Here is a 17,670-nt window from a genome sequence, read left to right on the forward strand (position 1 = left end):
GCAAGACAAGAGCGTTGCAATCAAACGGGCCTATCGCCCGACATCAATGGACAGGTAATGGTATGTAGAATGGTTGGTTGCTTGTTCGTTTTGCTACTAATCGTTTTAAAAAGATACGGTGGGGGTAGACACCCCCCGTATTGCTCTCCTTGTATTCTCTACCAGAAAATGGTAAACTATTTATTATTGAACCTGCACCCGGTTGCCTTCCAGCCTGAACCGGACACCATTTTTTTCCAGCATGTTCAGCACCACCGGTAAGGTCAGGTTGCGTTCTATCTCTCCATCAAAGGTGCGGTTGCTCACCGGCTCTGCAAAAGATACCTGGATATCGTACCACTTTTCCAACTGTCGCATGACCGCCTTAATATTGGCCTTGTCGAAGTAGAAGAACCCATGCACAAAAGCCGTGGCTTCCTCTGTATTACCATTTCTTATTACTACCTGCTTATCGTTACTGCATCTTGCCTGCTGACCAGGTTGCAGCAGGTAGGTTTTGTTATCATTGACCAGCAGCCTCACCGAGCCTTCCAATAGGGTGGTCTTTACCTGTAGTTCGTCGGGGTAGGCATTGATGGCGAAGTGGGTACCCAGCACTTCTACTTTACCCATACCGGGCACCTGCACAATGAAGGGCTTTTGTTTATCCGTCGCTACTTCGAGGTATACTTCCCCGGTGATACTGATCTCTCTCGTATTACCGGTAAACAGGGTAGGGTAGGTAACCGAGGAAGCTGCATTGAGCCAGATGGCCGTGCCATCACTCAAGAGTAATTTATACTGCCGTCCTTTGGGCGTGCTCATGGTATGGTATACTACCTTCTTGTCGGGTCCGTTACTCTCCTGGTAACTGATCACCCCTTCTTTACGGCTCACCGTAGCATTGCCTTCGCCGGTTAATTGCCCATTGGCCACACTGTCCAATACAATCTGCCGGCCGGATCCCAGCGTAAGAATGGCGCCGTTCTTACCGGGCTGTATGGCCTTATTAAATGCTGTATCCCATTTTTCCGTTTGCGTTAGTGACGGGGCACGGTTGACCCTGAATAGGAAAAAAGCGATGAGGGATACGGCGATCAATAACACCGCTGCTGCGGCATATTTATACCAGGTATGTCGCGTATTCCGTCTATCCATCACAACCACTTCCTTTCTTCTACGGGCTGCCTCCTTTCTGAAGGAGAAGTAGTCCTTCATTTCCTGCGTAAGTGCCTCTTCATCCTCAAAGGTGTCGAACAACCGGCGGTTTTCCCGCGATGCGGCTTTCCATTCCTGCAGGACATTGTTCTCTTCCGGCGTTAAAGTACCCCGGAGGTGTTTGAGTATAAGCACACGTATTTCACTGGCCTTTTCAAGCATTATACATCGTTTGAATTAAAGAGAAGGGATGGTTAAGTATATGTGTGGATATTGTTGGATACGTTTGGAATGGAAAAATGAACCTCGATTGGTAATAATTATTTAATATAGGCAACGAGGCAAGGCGTTTGCTTCGATAGGCTCTTTTAGAGGTAGTCGGGCCAAAGGCCCGGAAATAAGGGTGCGAGGCTGCAAGCCTCGCACAGCAGCGAAGGCGGTAAGGCGGGAAGGAGTTATTAGTCGGTGCTTTTGAAGAGGAGGAGGGTGAGGGGGAGCAGGAATTTACGCTGGCCGAGGATGGTCCTTAACTGGGCGGCGGCCTTTGACTTGGTACTGCGTACGACATCGACATTGATGCCGAGCTGGTGGGCAATCTCTTCCATTTTTAATCCATCGAGGTAAAAGAGGGTGAATACATCACGCCGCAAGCGGGGCAAGTGCTCTATCTCCTGGTAGATCTCTTCCATGATCTCCGACTTAATAATAAGGTTGATCACCAGGTCGTCATGATCCATAATGGCATCTTCTTCCAGGGAAGTATCCTGCCGGGGCGCCCGGTGGCGGCTGCGCAGCACATCATAACAGTGATTGCGGGTAACGCGGTAGAGGAAGGAACGGATGTGTTGATAGGTATCAAATTTCTGGTAGCCCTCCATTAGTTTATATAAAGAGTCAGCAGCTATTTCTTCTGCTTCGGGCTGACTGTGAATCAACTGCGTAGCGAAATAGCTTAAAGGATAAAAGAATTCCTCATAGACTTTTTTAAATGCTCGCTCCTTGCCTTCCTTAAATTCTTCTATCCAATCATGACCAGGTGTTTGCTCTCTCATGACGGATTATAACGGTTATAAAAACAATACCAGCCTAGAATATTGGTTCGTGTGATTCAGGGGGTTTTAGAAGGATGAGAGGCGTAGAACTTGAAAAATGAAAAAGGAAGTAAGATTGCCAGGCGGCAGGTTAGTGACTGACTAGTGTGAGACATTTTAAAAGTACTACTTTTTCAGGTATATATAAAAATAATGCCTGTGTGGAGAATTAGGTGTTAGCTTTTAGCGGTTAGCTGTTAGGCGTTTGCTTCGACAGGCTCTTTGGCCGCAGCGTCCCCTCCGGGAGACACTGCGGGGAATAAGCCTCGCACAGCGCAGCTTACCATGATGCGGCCATGCATAATATATTCCTGAAAATTATCAATTGATTTTCTATCTTGTATGTCCTATGCAGTACCTCTTTATCTTTCTGCTTATCATGAGTACGGGGGCCATGGCCCAGTTGCCCCGGAATGAGCTGGACCATTTTGAGTATACCCAGGAAATAACACTTACCACTCCCGACTCCATACTGGTACAAAGGGCCCGCACTTTCTTTAGGCAACCTTTTATTGTGCATTGGGATTCAGTCGCTTTTGTAGACGCCGTGCATACCGGCAAAGGACATATTATGGTGCGCATCCATCACTGGCTCAAAGGCTTTACAATACCAGTGGCCTTGAAGCTGGAGATTGACGTGAAGAAGAATGGCTACCGGTATTCTGTACGTCACCTGGAAGCCGATAAAAAGGATAGCCGTTACCTGTTTCCGCTGGAACAAAAACCGCCCGCCGTCAATGCCATAGTATATGAACAGTTGTTGCAGAAGACACACCGGTATGTGGGCGCCGTGATCAGCTTGCTGAAACGGTATATGGGCGGCGAGTTCTGATGTGGTGAATCCCTTCGACCCTTCGACAGGCTCAGGGTGACAGAGGCTTCGACCACCCTTCGACAAGCTCAGGGTGACAATGCTTCCCGCAGAGCGGGACAGGGAGGGTGACAAATACCACTAAAGTTGTATTGATATAACGGTGATTATAGTGTAGTTTTAAGTTTACCTGCCAGATGCACTTAGTCCGTGCCCGGCCATGATCATAAATTTTAATTATGCCGGGTAAACGTAACATAGCTTTTTTGCTGGCTATCTTCTTATTGTTTGGCGCTTTCTTTTCACTCTACTATTTCTATTATGTGCCTGCGCAGCGCAACAGTCTGCACCAATACGCTTTTTCCCTGCTGGAACGGATACAAACGAATATCCTTGCCCGCAACCGGGACCTGGGCCAGTTGTACCGGAATACGGTGGTGAAGCATGTACAGGATAAGGACCGTGAAGCGCTGGATGTAATGCTGGGCCGCCTGAGCGCTCCGGCATTTATGATGTTGGATACGACGGGTTTTTTACGCGATAAACCACCGGCCCCCGGGGCCGCTGCCACCTCCTTAACAGATACTACCGTGCACTTTGCCTGGCTGGACGGCTGGCGACTGGTATATCCCATAGCCGATGCCGGCCGTAAGACAGTACCTGTATCTATCCCTGTGGCAGAGCTGCTGGAACCCTGCTTCGTGTACCGGAAAGAGTTCTTTGAATCGTACCTGCTGGTACGTATGGATAAGTCTGCCGGTACCGGTATTGTGGTGTATGGCGCTGACTCCTTTGGCATGCGCCAGGAGATGAGCGGCGACAGTCTGCTGCTGCGCCAGAAAGGAGGCGGCTTTCCGCAAACCACCGATATTACGCTGAAGGGTGTGCCCTATAAGTTGTTTAGCTGGTCTTTTTTATTGGACCGTCAGCCGGTAGTGCTGTGCGGTGTGGTGAGGCAGTCTGTTTACCATTCCACCATCCATACCATCCCGTTAAAAGTAGTGTACCCGGTGATCATCCTGCTGCTGCTTACCTTGCTGGCCCTGCCTTTCCTGAAGTTGTATTTTATGGGTCGCCGGGAACCCTTGCGCAACCGGGACTTTACGTTTGGCGCTATTGCCGTAGCCATCGGCGTGGCCATGATCACGCTCATTATTATCCATGTGCTGTTGTTGTACCGGAGCGACCGGGAGATCAACAGCAACCTGAAAAAGTTATCGGAGCAGCTAGAAAGCAGTGTATCGCAGGAGCTGACGCAGGCCGGCCGCCAATTGACTTTTTTTGATCAGGAGTTGTCTTTGAGGGTGGGTAAGGAAAAGGGTATCCTGCCAGGCCTGAAAGTAAAGCATACCAATGGTAAGGACTCCATTTTTATTCCTTGGATGGATAGCGCCAGCGGTACGTCTTATTATTATTTTAACCGGCTGAGCTGGGTAGACGCTACCGGTAAGCAACAATGGAAAGCGCAGATCGATGATCCTGAAACGATCAAATTCATTGATGTGAGTAACCGGCATTATTACCAGGTGTTTAAGGACACCATGCCGGGGCGCGCCGATACGGGCCTGATGGTGATGGAACCGGTGAATAGCTGGACGAGCGGCGACTTTGAGATCAACCTTTCCCAGCGCAGTAAGGTAACCGGCCGGGCAGCGGTGATGAGCACACATTTGTATTCCCTGCAGAATACCATTCTGCCGCCCGGTTATGGCTATTGCCTGATGGACAATGCCGGGTATGTGTACACGCATTCGGACATCCGAAAAGGACTGAAGGAGAATTTCCTGGATGAAACCGGCAGGCTGCGGGCTGTGCAGGAAGCCATGACCAGTCACCAGGATACCGTATTGAACAACCTACTGCTGTACAGTAAACCGCATTCCATTTATATACATCCGCTGCAGAAGCCTCCTTTATTCCTGGTTACTTTTTATGACAAGAGCTTCTTTTTTGCGGTGCACCTGCGTATACTGGTATTTGCCCTGCTGCTGCTGACCCTCTGCGCCACGCTGGTGATAGTGGCCATGGTGCTGCTGTACTGGAAGCCCAACCGGCATGCTGCGTTTGCCCCGGCCGATTATGCGCAATGGATGTTGCCCAAGCGTTCCCTGCTGCCTTACTACAAATCGGGCAGCCTGTTTATGGCCCTGTACCAGTTGCTGATACTGCTTTGGCTGAATGAATACGATGCTTACCTGCTTTTACTGGTCACCTGTCTTACCCCGCTGAATGTATTAAGCGCGCTGGCTACCTTCCGCCTGTATGAGGATACGTACCTGCAGGGAAAGCAGGATATACGGCGAAGCCGGGTGCTGGCGCTGGTATTGTTGCAAGGCACGCTTACCTTACTCTGTGGTATATGCGGCGAAGTTTCCTGGCGGGAGGGCTGGCTGTTTTATGGTTTCCAGGGCACCCTCTTTATCGCCTTACTGTGGATGGTTCATTATGATCAACTTATTAAGACAGATAATTCCTTATTGCGTTGGTGGCAGCAGCGAAAGCAGGCAGCGCAGCAGCATACGGTTGGCCAATGGTATGAAAAGGTCGCCAACTGGACCGTGTGGAAACGGGTACAGTGGCACTACCTCACCTGGCATGCGATCTTTATTTTGCTGCTCACGCAGTGCCTGAGCTCCCTGCCGGCCGCTTTGTTTACCTGGTATGCACAGAATCATGAGATCAGGCAGTCGGTTAAAAAAGGACAGCTATACCTGGCCACTCAACTGGAGCAAAGAAAAAGCGGCATTGAACGCTTTTTAAAAGACCATGATACCACGGTTGCCCGCAATCAGTATGCAGATACGATCGCTTATACCAAGGGCATTTACACCATTTATGGAGATACCGTAATGCGGCCTTCCGTAAATAATACCCGGCATGCGCACCAGGCAGCGCGGTTGTATACCCGGTCGGAAGATTTTTACCTGGAGGCAGTGAACCGGGTTATTCCCAATTATAATGATCCGCTGTTTTACCCGGCGTTGCGCAACGGCTCGTCGGACAAGCGCTGGCACTGGGATAGCTGCTGCCGTGATACCATGGAGCTTACCTGGCATCCGGCGCGGGAAGGATTGTTTGCCCGGGATATGGCTGTCCGTACGGCGCCCTTGCTGATCGTGTCGGACCTGCCCGACCGTTATGTGATGACCAAAAGGCCCCTCCTGGTGCTCCTGTTGTTCGCGCTGGGTATCTTGATCGCTATCGGCCTTGTCAGCTTGATCCGTGCGACCATCTACCGTTTCTTCTCCCTGCGCTTTGTGCATTGGCAGGAGGGCGGGAGCGAACCAAGTATACCGGGCGAACCAGTGATACAACCCGGTCATTTCCTGGAGAAATGTTATGAGACTACCAGGAACCGGGAAGCCATTGACCTGCAGGGAACCGCCTGCCTGGCTGCTTATTTCAAACAGACAAGTACTACTGGTGAAACGATCACCCTTGCAACAGCAGAGGAACAGGAAGCGCTTATTATTAAACAGGTGGCTGACTGCAGGTTGTTCTTTGAGGCGGTGTGGGCTGCCTGTAGTGAAGAAGACAAACTGCTACTGATGAACCTGGCCCAGTATGGTGTACTGAATTATAAAAACACGGAAGGGATCTACCGCCTGATCAGCCATGAGCTGGTAACGGTGTACAATGGCCGCCTGGCCCTGATGAGTCCGGCTTTCCGGTATTATATACTTACCCGGATCGACCAGCCGGAGGAAGTGGAAATGAAGCGGAAAACGATGGCTGGTGGCAGATGGCAACAGATACGTATGCCTTTACTGGTGATCTTCCTGCTGATTGGTATTTTCCTGTTTATTACACAGGAAGAAGCCTTTAAAAGGATAGGGGCGATACTGACCAGTGTTACCGGGGTTCTTTCGTTGCTGATGAAGTTTGCGAGTGATGCGGCGGCGGGGAAGAAGTAAAAACCGCAGCGTCCCCTTTGGGAGACACTGCGGAGAATATAATTATTAATCAATAATTTCCTAAGCTACTGCTTTATTGACCAGTGCGGCCGCTTCGCTGAGGAGGATAGCGGATTGTACTTTGAGGCCGCTTTCTTCGATGAGCTTTTTGGCTTCTTCGGCATTGGTGCCTTGTAAACGTACGATGATAGGCACGCTAATGTTGCCGATGGATTTGTAGGCGTCAATAACACCTTGCGCTACCCGGTCGCAACGAACAATACCACCAAAGATGTTGATGAGGATCGCCTTTACTTTAGGGTCTTTTAAGATGATGCGGAAACCGGCTTCTACGGTAGTGGCATTGGCTGTACCACCTACGTCGAGGAAGTTGGCAGGTTCACCGCCGCTTAATTTGATCATGTCCATGGTAGCCATGGCCAGACCGGCGCCATTTACCATACAACCTACGTTGCCATCCAGCTTTACGAAGTTGAGGTTGAATTTACCGGCTTCTACTTCTGTAGGATCTTCTTCACTGATATCGCGCATGGCTTCGAGGTCGGGATGGCGCATGAGGGAGTTATCGTCCAGGTTCATTTTGCAGTCTACCGCAATGATCTTCTCATCGGCAGTCTTAAACAAGGGGTTGATTTCCAGCATGCTGCAATCCAATCCCACGTATGCATTGTATAAATTGGTAACGAACTTCACGCAATTCTTAAAGGCTTCGCCTTTGAGGCCCAGGTTAAAGGCTATTTTACGCGCCTGGAAACCCTGTAAGCCACCGCCGGGGTGTACCCACTCCTTGAAGATCTTCTCGGGTGTTTTGTGGGCTACTTCTTCAATGTCCATACCGCCTTCGGTGCTGTACATGATCACATTCTGGCCACGGCCACGGTCGAGCAGGATGGATAAGTAGAACTCTTTTACGGGATTGGGGCCGGGATAGTATACGTCCTGGGCTACCAATACTTTGTTGACCAGTTTGCCGGCAGGTCCGGTCTGGATGGTCACCAGGGTGCCACCGAGTATATTGGAAGCGATCTGCTTGATCTCTTCAGCGCTTTTGCCTACGGCTACGCCGCGTTGCTCCGTGCCCTGGACCTTACCCTTACCGCGTCCACCGGCGTGGATCTGGGCTTTTACAACGGCGAAACTATTGCCAAACTGTACTTTGAGGTTCTTGTATGCTTCTTCGGCTGCATCAGCCCTGTCTACCGGAATGCCTTCCTGTACCGGTACATTGTATTTCTTCAGCAGCTCTTTTGCCTGGTATTCGTGGAGATTCATGCAGGAATAATTTTGGGCGAAAGTAAGAAGGAAAGGCCAGAATTTAGAATTCAGCATCCAGAATTCAGAATTGCTGCCGCGCTTTGAATAGCAATACTTTGGCTCACGACGCTTAAATTCTGGCTTCTGGATACTGGCTTCTTGTATTCCTGGATACGGATTCTGGCTTCTGAATTCTTCTATACCTTCATCTTCATGTATAGATTCATTATTTTATTAATATTCATCATCGGTTGCAGGAGCAACCCATTCTATATGTGGGCTTCTTCTTCCATTTCCGCTTTGATAGCTTCCCAATTCTTATGCTTATAGCAGACAGGATCCGGCATTTGATCCGCAACAGTGAAATTAGTGAGACCAATAAAAACATCTTTTATCTCATGCCAGGGATATTTCTTTTGATAAATCGCTAACAAGTCTACCAGACGATGTGTTTCCAGGATTTCAGACAGGTCCCAAAAATCCTTTTTACGGCCTCCACGAGATATAGTATCCAACTTCATTGCCGCAATATCCTCAATGGTTGCTAACCTGATTCCTTGTTCTTCTATCGGCGGATCTAAAAACGGAGCATCCCAATAAAGAATATCCGTCTTTACACTGGTTCTTTCATCATCTCCGATAAATAGGTAAAGTCCCTGATTATTAATTTGATCAGCAGGGCCTGTAATCGCCCCGGTTTCTTCTACATAGGGAAATTGCAGTTTGACTGCCTCCAAAATGTGGTAAAAAGGAATTTCGCCGTAAGGACCATCACAAAACATATCAATATCTACCGACTCCCTGTGTCCCCGGAGCAAACTTAAAGCTGTACCGCCAACTAACCTGAAGTCAGTTAGCACTGGCATGCCCATCAATCTGACTAAAACATTGAATAGTTCGTTGCCTGTGGTTTTGCGGTGAAGCATTTAAAATCACTATTGTGAAGATGAAAAAGCCTGCGGGAGATTACCGCGGCCCGTGGTAGAAGGCGTTCGGAATTAGTAACAATTGAGCGTACCCTGTTTCTTCCATAATAGCGGATGATTTCTCTAATATCATCTAATGTACCTCGCTCCATCGCCCTGATGATTGTAAATTCAGGGTAACGATCGAAGTCGAGCCGCGCCAGATCTATATCCCAAAAGGCACGACGTGACAATGAAGGTTTCGTTATGGAAGAATTAGCTTGCACACTCAAATATACAAAAAAGGCAGATCATATACCTGGCCAATTCTCCGAAGGAATAGGGTGTTTTTAAGGCCAGGGGAGCTGAATTCCGGCTTCTGAATGCTGTATTCTAAACTACCTTTAAAACGTACAATCCCCTCATATGAGACTATTTTTCATTTGTTTGCTCTTTCTCTTCTCCTGCCGGAGCAACCAATACATCACGATTCCGGTACGCCCGGTAAACGGGATGACCGGCACGGTCTTTTACAAACAGGTCATTCCCCTCAGCCGCGAGGAGCGGGAGACCATCACGGTGAAAGAAGTGTTATCGGGCAATATTCCTCCTTTCCTCAAGTATTTTGTGCGGGTGGAAACGGAAATGACCGACTCGCTGGGCATTGCCCACCAGGCGGTTTATTTTGTGGCACCCGATTACCTGTCGGTAGGCAGTCAGGCCGATTTTGCCCGTATCCCCTTAACGCCCATGGCCGCCCAGAAGATTGCCGACGGGCTCAACTGTTTCCTGCCCACCCGCAAGATGGTGAATGCTATTTACCGGCAATCGACCGTGAAGCTGGAACCCATTCCCCTGTACCAGTACCGCGACAGCGCCCTCATCTTCTGGCACCACCACCTGATGATCGAAGGGCAGCGGCAGCAACGCCGGGGGCTGATAGCGGGGATCAAAAAGGATGTGGTGATCTCGGGTAAAGTATCGCGCGATAGCAGGCCCCACCGGGTAGCCATTTATGGCTGGCACCAACCGGACGGGCAGCCCATTCAGCCCCTGTATACCGGGCATGTAGATTGGTATGTGGATTACAGTCACGGCATCCGGCTGGTGTACCGCAGGGTGAAAGTGGATGGCCGCTGGATGGATTATGAGGAGGTGTTGAAGAGCCCGCTGTTGAAGAAGCTCTTGTGTGATGAGGAGGATTGCGACTTCTACCGGTATGAGTATTAGAAGTCCGGCTTTCCGATTATCTTCGCGCACATTATGGCAATTATTCAACAGTTACGCGAGACCACCGATTATATTCAACGACTTTATCCGCATACCCCTGAAGCTGGTATTGTGCTGGGCAGCGGCCTGGGCAATTTTGCCGCTGAGATCAGGATCGAAAAAGAGATCCCTTACAGTGAGCTTCCGCATTTCCCCGTATCTACCGTAGAAGGGCATTCCGGCAAGCTGATCTTTGGTGAGCTGGGTGGCCGGAAGATCGTGGCCATGGCCGGCCGTTTCCATTTTTATGAAGGCTACTCGCCCGAACAGGTCACTTATCCCATCCGGGTGATGAAGCTGCTGGGTATTCAACACCTGTTGATATCCAATGCTGCCGGTGGCGTGAACCCCGCTTTTAAGGTGGGCGACCTGATGCTGATCACGGACCATATCAGTCTGGCCATTGTGAACCCCCTGATCGGCAGGAACCATACCGAACTGGGGCCGCGTTTTCCCGATATGAGCGAGCCTTACTGCAAGGCATTGCAACAAAAAACAAAAGCCATGGCGGCTTCCCTGGGTATTACCCTGCGGGAAGGCGTGTATTTCGGTGTTACCGGTCCGACGTTTGAGACCAGGGCCGAATATAAAATGATCCAGGTACTGGGCGGTGATGCCGTGGGCATGAGTACGGTGCAGGAGGTGATCATTGCCGTGCACATGGGACTACCGGTGGTGGCCATCAGCATTATTACCGACCTGGGCATCCGGGAGGAAGACAATATTATCACCCATGAAGAGGTGCTGGAGGCGGCTGCCAAAGCGGAGCCCAAGCTGTCGGCGATTTTTAAAGGGTTGCTGGCGGGGTTGTAGACTTAGCCGGGAAGGCGGAAAGGCGGGAAGCACCCTTCGACAAAGCCGGAGGCTTTGAAATAGGCGTCACTAGCCGGAGGCTAGCGACTGAAGAGACTGGCAACAGCCAAGAGGATGTTATTAATAGGAAGATTAACTTTTGTATAATTGGCAGGCCGGTATTAATCAGTAATTTGTTCCCCAAATTTTAAGGCATACGTGTTGAGGATTTTTTATATACTTTTTGGAATAGCGCTGTTATCGGCCGGCTTTGTAAGCACTGCATCTGCCCAGCGGGGCGCTATTGACCGGATCAGGGGCATGGGCGGCAACCTGGGCAGCGCCGGCAGCGGTAAAGGCGATAGCGTAACCCACCGTACGGGCCTGGAAGATTCCATTACGATCAATTTCCGCTTTTTGGATTCCACCCGCCTACGCGGTTTTGATTCCACCATTTATGATTTTACCCGGAAGGTGCCTATGCCCTGGTACAACGTGCACCTGGGCAATTTTGGCAGCGCTTCCCGCAGCCTGTTGTTTACGCCCCTTATGCAATCGGGCTGGGACCATGGCTTTCACGCCTATGACAATTACAATTTTACGGCGGCGGAAACTAGGTTCTATAACACTACACGACCTTATACCGAAATGAACTATCTGCTGGGCTCGCGGGCCGAGCAGATGATCAATATCGTGCATACGCAGAATATTGGCCCCCTCTTAAATATAGGCATTCAATACCGGCTGATCAATTCACCCGGTACTTTCCAGAATATGAATGACAACCACAACAGTTACCGCTTCAGTTCCTGGTACCAGTCGAAAAACAAGCGTTACCAGCATTTCGTTATCCTGGTGGGTAATAAGCTACAGGCGGGTGAGAACGGTGGTATTAAAACGGATCAACCTTACCTCGATACAACTGGTTTTGATGAGCGCTTCACCATTCCCACCCAATTGGGCGCCGAGAAGGTGAATAACCGGAATTTCTTTCAAACGGTTATCGGTACGGGCACTTATTTTACCAATGCCACGTACCTGATGCGGCAGCAATATGACCTGGGGCAAAAGGATTCTATTGTGACAGATTCCACCGTGATCCCGCTGTTTTATCCGCGCTTAAGGCTGGAACATACCGTCAGCTACAGTACCTATAAATACCGCTTCCGGGATAATGAAATTGTTGACAGTGCGTATTATAAGGACAACTATGGTCTTGACATGGTGACTCCGCGTGATTCTTTTTTCATCCAGGATTACTGGACCGACCTGACGAATGATTTCTCCATCTACCAGTTTCCCGATGCCAAGAACGCCCAGCAATTTGTAAAGGTGGGCGCTGCTTTTCAAATGCTCAGCGGCAAGTTTGATTCGGGCAGGGTAGCGGTGAAGGAGCATAACTTTTTTGTACATGGCGAATACCGTAACAGGACCCGCAATAAGAAATGGGATATATCGGCCAATGGCCGTTTTTATGTAAACGGGCTGAATGCCGGCGATTATGATGCCTATATCAGTCTGCAGCGGTATATCAGTCAGCAGGTCGGTTACCTGCAGGTAGGTTTCCAGAATACCAACCGTACGCCCTCTTATGTATTTGACCAGGCCAGCAGTTTTTACCTGCCCACTGCGGTGGCGGATACTTTCAATAAGGAGAACATCACCCATATTTTTGCTACGCTCGATCAGCCGCGGTACCGGCTGAAATTGTCGGGCAGCTATTACCTGGTGACCAACCTGACCTATTTCAGCTCCATGCTGCAGCCCAACCAGGAACCTACCTTGTTTAACCTGCTACGCATAACGGCCGAAAAGCAATTCCGCCTGGGCAGGCGCGGCTGGAACTGGAAAACCTGGATCATCCTGCAGCAACGCGCGGGCGACGGGCCGGTGAATGTGCCTTTATTGACCACCCGCAATACGATCGGGTATGATGGTAACCTGGGATTCAAAAACCTGAACATCAGTTTTGGATTGGAAGGCCGGTATTTTACGGCCTATAAGGCGCCGGGTTATTCACCGCTGCTGGGCCAGTATTATTTCCAGGATACTGCCACGATCCAATTAAAGATGCCTGATCTCAGCGCTTACCTGCATTTCCGCATTAAGAGCTTCAATGCGTATGTACGGGCGGAGAATTTAAATACTTTCGATCCTGGCAAGGGCGGATTTTCCAATAATAATATTCCCACGTTTAATTATCCCTATCCCGGCCTGCAGATACGGGTGGGGATCTTTTGGAGCTTTGTGAATTAGAATTAGAATTAGAATACAGAATACAGAATACAGTAGGCGTCCCCTTTATAACCAATATTTATTTTCCAGGTTTTTTAATACCCCATTGCGTTTGGCGCGTTTGGAGCGGCGCAGGAGGTAGGGCATGATGAAGGAGAAGAAACCGGGCAGGCGGGTATCCGTCAGGTCCAGCAATACCGCCAGGTGGTCCATCTTTTTCGGGATGCCTTTTTTATTGGTCTCGCCGTCATCTGCCAGGCCATAGCCAATAGCGATCCCTTTTTCAAAACCGGTGGAGCCCGGCGTCAGCTTAACCTGGAAGCGGATGGGCGTTTTGCCGGCATTGTAAAAGCGGTGCAATTCTTTCACACCTGCGACGGCTGTTTCGCCGGGTTTTAAATGCAATTGTCTTGTTTTGAGCCCAATGCTCAACACCCCTTCCACGGCTGTAAACTCTTCTTCAAAACTCACATGGTAATGTAAGGTATTGCCGCCGCCTGCCTCCAGCTCTACTTCCAGCAGGGTATAAGCGCCATTGGTCTCCCGGCTGCTTTTGAGTAAGGTGACTTTGTCTTTAATAAGCGGGTTTTCAAAAATTCTTCTTTCCATGGCCTGTAAATTGAAGGTTAAAAGTAGGCGCTGTGCCAGGCCGGCCAAAGCGGGCATGGTATAATATGCCGGAAAAGGAAGATGAATTGTTATTATTGAGGTATAACGGTGGGCAGACTGCTTATTGTTATGTACTTTCACGTGCGAAAAATGATCAATATGAAAAACAAACACATTGTATCCGTTACTGTATCATTGTTAGTAGTGCTTCTGTTTACTGCCTGCTCTACCAGTAAGGTAGCTGCACCCGATGGCAGTGGGAATGTAAATCTGAAAGGTACCTGGACCGTTCAGGACGTTAGTTTTGAGGGCATTTCAAAGAATGGTTTTAAGGTGACTGTTTTTGACGATGCGCCTTATAGCTGTTTCATTGGCAGCCAGTGGAACCTGATTGCCAGCGGCAATGGCTCGTATACGATCCCTTCCTCAACGGGTTGTGCGGCCGGGGAAAGGACCATTTTCTGGGGTGTGCAAACGGAGAATGGAACGCCTGTTTTCCTGTTCAAAAAGCTGCCTCCCGGCGCCAAGCCGCAAAAAATCACCGATGGCTTTAAGATGACGGTTAAGTCGGTGACTGCCAATTCTATGGTGTTGCAGGATGATATCTATTTTGAGGGTAAAACGATCTATATCAATTATCATTTCTCCCGGTAAGAACTTAAAGATGTGGTTTTTATGTTAAAGCTGCCTTTCGGGGCAGCTTTGCTTTCTTTTTACAGAACAGGGAGTTATCTTTGCTACAGAGATGAAAAAGGCCATCATTGCGATATTAGCCATTTTGTATGTAACCGTTGCCAGTGGGGTAGTGGTGAATGTACATTATTGCATGGGGCGTATCGCATCCGTGGAATATGGGTATGATGACCACGATGTTTGTAGCAAGTGTGGCATGAGTAGCCAAAAGAAAGGCTGCTGCCATACCGAATACAAACTGATCAAACTGCAGGACGAACACCAACTGGTAAAGGCATCCATTGCCTTCTCCGCCTTGCCTGCGATTGTTCCTGCGCAGCCGCCTCTTTTTCAGCAACCGCTTTCCGGGGCCCATCAATATCTGGCCCTTCAATACCATTCTCCGCCGGACTCCCGGCTTAATAGTGTTTATCTTTCTAATTGCGTTTTCAGAATTTGATAGTAAAACAGGCAAGTGGTAAGTGGCTAGTAGCGAGTAGCCCATATTTACCAATAGCCACTAGCCGTTTACCACTCGCTATTTATGTATACGACTTTTCCGCGCCCCAGGCGCTAATCTATTTTCATTTACTATCAAATAAACAATCATGAAAACGCAACCTATTATTCTCTCTTTTGCTTTAGTAATCTTCTCCGCTTTAACTGCCAGCGCTCAAAAGAAAGCTGATGTCACCCAGAAAAAAGAAACTTTCAAGGTATGGGGTGAATGCGGCATGTGTAAGAAGACGATCGAGAAAGCCGCCAAAGATTCCGGCGCCCTGGCCGCTTCCTGGGATACCGACAGCAAACTGCTGACCGTTACGTACAATACCACCAAGACCAGCAACCAGAAGATACAACAGGGCATTGCTGCCGCCGGTTATGATACCCGCGACCTCACCGCCGATCATACCGCGTATGACAAGCTGCATGAATGCTGCAAGTATGATCGCAAGGCGGCCGCTGCCAACGCAGAGCAAAAACAACCTGCCAGTCATCATTAATCACCTTCAACATTATCAAGATGAAAAAGATGATCCTACTGTTGCTGGTGGTGCTGATGGGCATCACCTCGATGGCGCAATTTAAAAATGCCACGCTGCAGGCGGCAGGACTTACCTGTGCGATGTGTACCAAGGCCATTAATAAGGCGCTGGAGCAGGTGGCTTTTATCCAAAGTGTAAAGGTGGATATCAAAACCTCTTCTTTCCTCCTTGCTTTTAAGGAAGGCGCTACGGTGGATTTTGATGTGATGAAGAAGGCAGTGGAAGATGCCGGCTTTTCGGTAGCCAAATTAAAAGTAACCGGTGTTTTTGATAAGGTGGAGGTGCAAAATGACGCCCATGTGCAGATAGATGGCAAAACTTTTCACTTCCTCAATATCAGCAAGCAAACCCTGCAGGGCGAGAAAGCGATTACGCTGGTGGATAAAGATTTTGTGAGTGCCAAGGAGTATAAGAAGTACAGCGCTGCTACCAGTATGGCTTGTGTGAAGACCGGCCGGGCGCAAAATTGTTGCACCAAAGAAGGCATTGCCGCCGATACCCGCATTTATCATGTAACTATTTAGGAGAAATGAAACAATTTTTTATTGCCTGTTTAATACTATTGGCTACCAGCGTAGCTGCTCATGCGCAACCCAAAAAGGGAGAGAAAGCGCCTGAGATCGCTATTCCTGATGTGGAAGGCAAAACAGTGAAACTATCCGGCCTGAAAGGAAAAGTAGTGCTGATCGATTTCTGGGCTTCCTGGTGCGGTCCCTGCCGCAAGGCGATGCCCGCCCTGCGTAAACTGTATGCGGCGAATAAAAGCAAGGGCTTTGAGATATACGGCATTAGTCTGGATGAACGCAAGGGCGACTGGACAAAAGCGATGGGCGCCGATAAGATCACCTGGATACAGGTGAATGAGCCCGGTGGATGGGAAAGCGCTACGGCCAAAGCCTGGAATATTGAGCACCTGCCTTCTTCCTTTTTACTGGACAAGGAAGGGAAGATCGTAGCGGTGGACCCATCAGAAGCGCAACTGAAAAGTTTACTGTCCTCCTTATTACCTTAAAACCGGTTGCCATGAAACAATTGATCACGATGGCAGGGTTACTGCTGCTGGCAGCAGCCGGTTATGCCCAGGAATTATATGTATATACAGAGCCTGCTTCGAATATGCCGGCCAAATCCATCAGCGCCAAATGGAATACCAAACTGCTGAAGGCTTTGCACAGTGACCGGGTGGAGCAACGCCATACGCCCGAAATCATGTTTGGGCTCAACAAGAACTGGATGGTGCATGTGGCCGGTACTTTTTCGGATATGTATTCTTCGAACGTACGGTGGGAGAGTGTACGGCTGTATGCCAAGTACCGCTTTCTCTCTATCGATGATGTGCACCAGCATTTCAGGATGGCGGCGTTTGGCGAGGCAACCCACAGTGTGAACCCCGCTTATTATGAGGAAGTATCACTGGATGGCGACCAGAGTGGCGTGATGGGCGGTATTATCCTGACGCAATTGTGGCAAAAGCTGGCAGTGTCTTCTACCCTGGGTTTTGCCCAGGTAACGACGAAACGGCCTAAATATATTGAGGACCTGTATCCCTGGCAGGCGTTTAATTATAGTTTATCGGCGGGCTACCTCGTACTGCCCCGGGAGTACACCAGCTATGGGCAAACCAACCTGAATGTGTATGTAGAATTGCTGGGCCAGCAAACGCTCGACCGGAAGCAATATTATGTGGACCTGGCCCCGGCTGTACAGCTCATTTTTAACAGCAATGCCAAGTTAAATATCGGGCACCGTTTTCAGTTGGGCAGCGATATGCACCGTATGGCTGAGAAGAGCTGGCAGGTGAGTTTTGAATATGTATTTCTCAATGCTTTGAAGAAGAAGCGGTCGTAACCTAAGTGCTCTGGCTTGTCGTAGCAAGCCAGAGGCGTGCAAATACCCGTCACCAGCGGGACGCTGGCGACTGTGAGCGGTCGTAGT

At 49.4% G+C, this 17,670-nt stretch carries 17 protein-coding genes; 11 read left to right on the forward strand and 6 right to left on the reverse strand.

The window, feature by feature from the left end:
- Nucleotides 1-183: 183 nt before the first annotated feature.
- Together HB364_RS12175 and HB364_RS12180 are read right to left on the reverse strand one after the other, a co-directional pair.
- Nucleotides 184-1,359 carry a FecR family protein gene (locus tag HB364_RS12175; protein WP_167288253.1) on the reverse strand — a complete coding sequence of 392 codons (1,176 nt, stop codon included), beginning with the start codon at nucleotides 1,357-1,359 and terminating at the stop codon, nucleotides 184-186.
- Between the two features lie 236 nt (nucleotides 1,360-1,595).
- On the reverse strand, nucleotides 1,596-2,189 hold the full coding sequence (locus HB364_RS12180) for an RNA polymerase sigma factor (RefSeq protein WP_167288254.1): 594 nt from the start codon (nucleotides 2,187-2,189) through the stop codon (nucleotides 1,596-1,598).
- A 388-nt stretch (nucleotides 2,190-2,577) separates the two neighbouring features.
- Here HB364_RS12180 and HB364_RS12185 point away from each other — a divergent pair, with 388 nt between their 5' ends.
- The gene (locus HB364_RS12185) at nucleotides 2,578-3,060 is read left to right on the forward strand and encodes a hypothetical protein (protein ID WP_167288255.1); all 483 of its coding nucleotides are present in this window, start codon (nucleotides 2,578-2,580) and stop codon (nucleotides 3,058-3,060) included.
- Between the two features lie 218 nt (nucleotides 3,061-3,278).
- Nucleotides 3,279-6,953 (forward strand): hypothetical protein, encoded by a 3,675-nt coding sequence (locus HB364_RS12190; protein ID WP_167288256.1) that lies wholly within the window; start codon nucleotides 3,279-3,281, stop codon nucleotides 6,951-6,953.
- 60 nt (nucleotides 6,954-7,013) lie between these two features.
- On the opposite strand, the gene sucC is transcribed toward HB364_RS12190, so the two are convergent.
- The 3 genes from sucC to HB364_RS33645 all read right to left on the reverse strand — a co-directional run bounded on the left by sucC (nucleotide 7,014) and on the right by HB364_RS33645 (nucleotide 9,399).
- Nucleotides 7,014-8,225: an ADP-forming succinate--CoA ligase subunit beta gene (gene sucC / locus HB364_RS12195; RefSeq protein ID WP_167288257.1), complete on the reverse strand. Its 1,212-nt coding sequence runs from the start codon at nucleotides 8,223-8,225 to the stop codon at nucleotides 7,014-7,016.
- Nucleotides 8,226-8,476: 251 nt separating this feature from the next.
- Complete coding sequence (locus tag HB364_RS12200) at nucleotides 8,477-9,133, reverse strand: nucleotidyl transferase AbiEii/AbiGii toxin family protein (RefSeq protein ID WP_167288258.1); 657 nt, start codon at nucleotides 9,131-9,133, stop codon at nucleotides 8,477-8,479.
- Nucleotides 9,088-9,399, reverse strand: a complete 312-nt coding sequence (locus HB364_RS33645) for a DUF6922 domain-containing protein (protein ID WP_394353237.1) — start codon at nucleotides 9,397-9,399, stop codon at nucleotides 9,088-9,090. Before HB364_RS33645 ends, HB364_RS12200 begins: the two co-directional genes overlap by 46 nt.
- Before the next feature lie 139 nt (nucleotides 9,400-9,538).
- Here HB364_RS33645 and HB364_RS12205 point away from each other — a divergent pair, with 139 nt between their 5' ends.
- From HB364_RS12205 to HB364_RS12215, 3 genes are all read left to right on the forward strand, one after another.
- Nucleotides 9,539-10,342: a hypothetical protein gene (locus HB364_RS12205; protein ID WP_167288259.1), complete on the forward strand. Its 804-nt coding sequence runs from the start codon at nucleotides 9,539-9,541 to the stop codon at nucleotides 10,340-10,342.
- 33 nt (nucleotides 10,343-10,375) lie between these two features.
- Complete coding sequence (locus tag HB364_RS12210) at nucleotides 10,376-11,194, forward strand: purine-nucleoside phosphorylase (RefSeq protein WP_167288260.1); 819 nt, start codon at nucleotides 10,376-10,378, stop codon at nucleotides 11,192-11,194.
- Nucleotides 11,195-11,392: 198 nt separating this feature from the next.
- Nucleotides 11,393-13,429 (forward strand): putative porin, encoded by a 2,037-nt coding sequence (locus tag HB364_RS12215; RefSeq protein ID WP_167288261.1) that lies wholly within the window; start codon nucleotides 11,393-11,395, stop codon nucleotides 13,427-13,429.
- 45 nt (nucleotides 13,430-13,474) lie between these two features.
- Here the strand turns inward: HB364_RS12215 and HB364_RS12220 are convergent, their stop codons facing one another.
- Nucleotides 13,475-14,017, reverse strand: coding sequence for a cupin domain-containing protein (locus tag HB364_RS12220; protein ID WP_167288262.1), 543 nt, complete (start codon nucleotides 14,015-14,017; stop codon nucleotides 13,475-13,477).
- 159 nt (nucleotides 14,018-14,176) lie between these two features.
- Between HB364_RS12220 and HB364_RS12225 the strand changes: the two genes are divergently transcribed.
- From HB364_RS12225 to HB364_RS12250, 6 genes are all read left to right on the forward strand, one after another.
- On the forward strand, nucleotides 14,177-14,671 hold the full coding sequence (locus HB364_RS12225) for a lipocalin family protein (protein ID WP_167288263.1): 495 nt from the start codon (nucleotides 14,177-14,179) through the stop codon (nucleotides 14,669-14,671).
- Between the two features lie 91 nt (nucleotides 14,672-14,762).
- Nucleotides 14,763-15,149: an HYC_CC_PP family protein gene (locus HB364_RS12230; protein WP_167288264.1), complete on the forward strand. Its 387-nt coding sequence runs from the start codon at nucleotides 14,763-14,765 to the stop codon at nucleotides 15,147-15,149.
- A 148-nt stretch (nucleotides 15,150-15,297) separates the two neighbouring features.
- Nucleotides 15,298-15,693, forward strand: a complete 396-nt coding sequence (locus HB364_RS12235) for a heavy-metal-associated domain-containing protein (RefSeq protein WP_167288265.1) — start codon at nucleotides 15,298-15,300, stop codon at nucleotides 15,691-15,693.
- Nucleotides 15,694-15,713: 20 nt separating this feature from the next.
- Complete coding sequence (locus tag HB364_RS12240) at nucleotides 15,714-16,259, forward strand: heavy-metal-associated domain-containing protein (protein ID WP_167288266.1); 546 nt, start codon at nucleotides 15,714-15,716, stop codon at nucleotides 16,257-16,259.
- A 5-nt stretch (nucleotides 16,260-16,264) separates the two neighbouring features.
- Nucleotides 16,265-16,747, forward strand: coding sequence for a TlpA family protein disulfide reductase (locus HB364_RS12245; protein WP_167288267.1), 483 nt, complete (start codon nucleotides 16,265-16,267; stop codon nucleotides 16,745-16,747).
- Between the two features lie 11 nt (nucleotides 16,748-16,758).
- The gene (locus tag HB364_RS12250; protein ID WP_167288268.1) at nucleotides 16,759-17,583 is read left to right on the forward strand and encodes a hypothetical protein; all 825 of its coding nucleotides are present in this window, start codon (nucleotides 16,759-16,761) and stop codon (nucleotides 17,581-17,583) included.
- Nucleotides 17,584-17,670: the final 87 nt, after the last annotated feature.

This window comes from Paraflavitalea devenefica (assembly GCF_011759375.1).
In the GTDB taxonomy this organism is placed as follows: domain Bacteria; phylum Bacteroidota; class Bacteroidia; order Chitinophagales; family Chitinophagaceae; genus Paraflavitalea; species Paraflavitalea devenefica.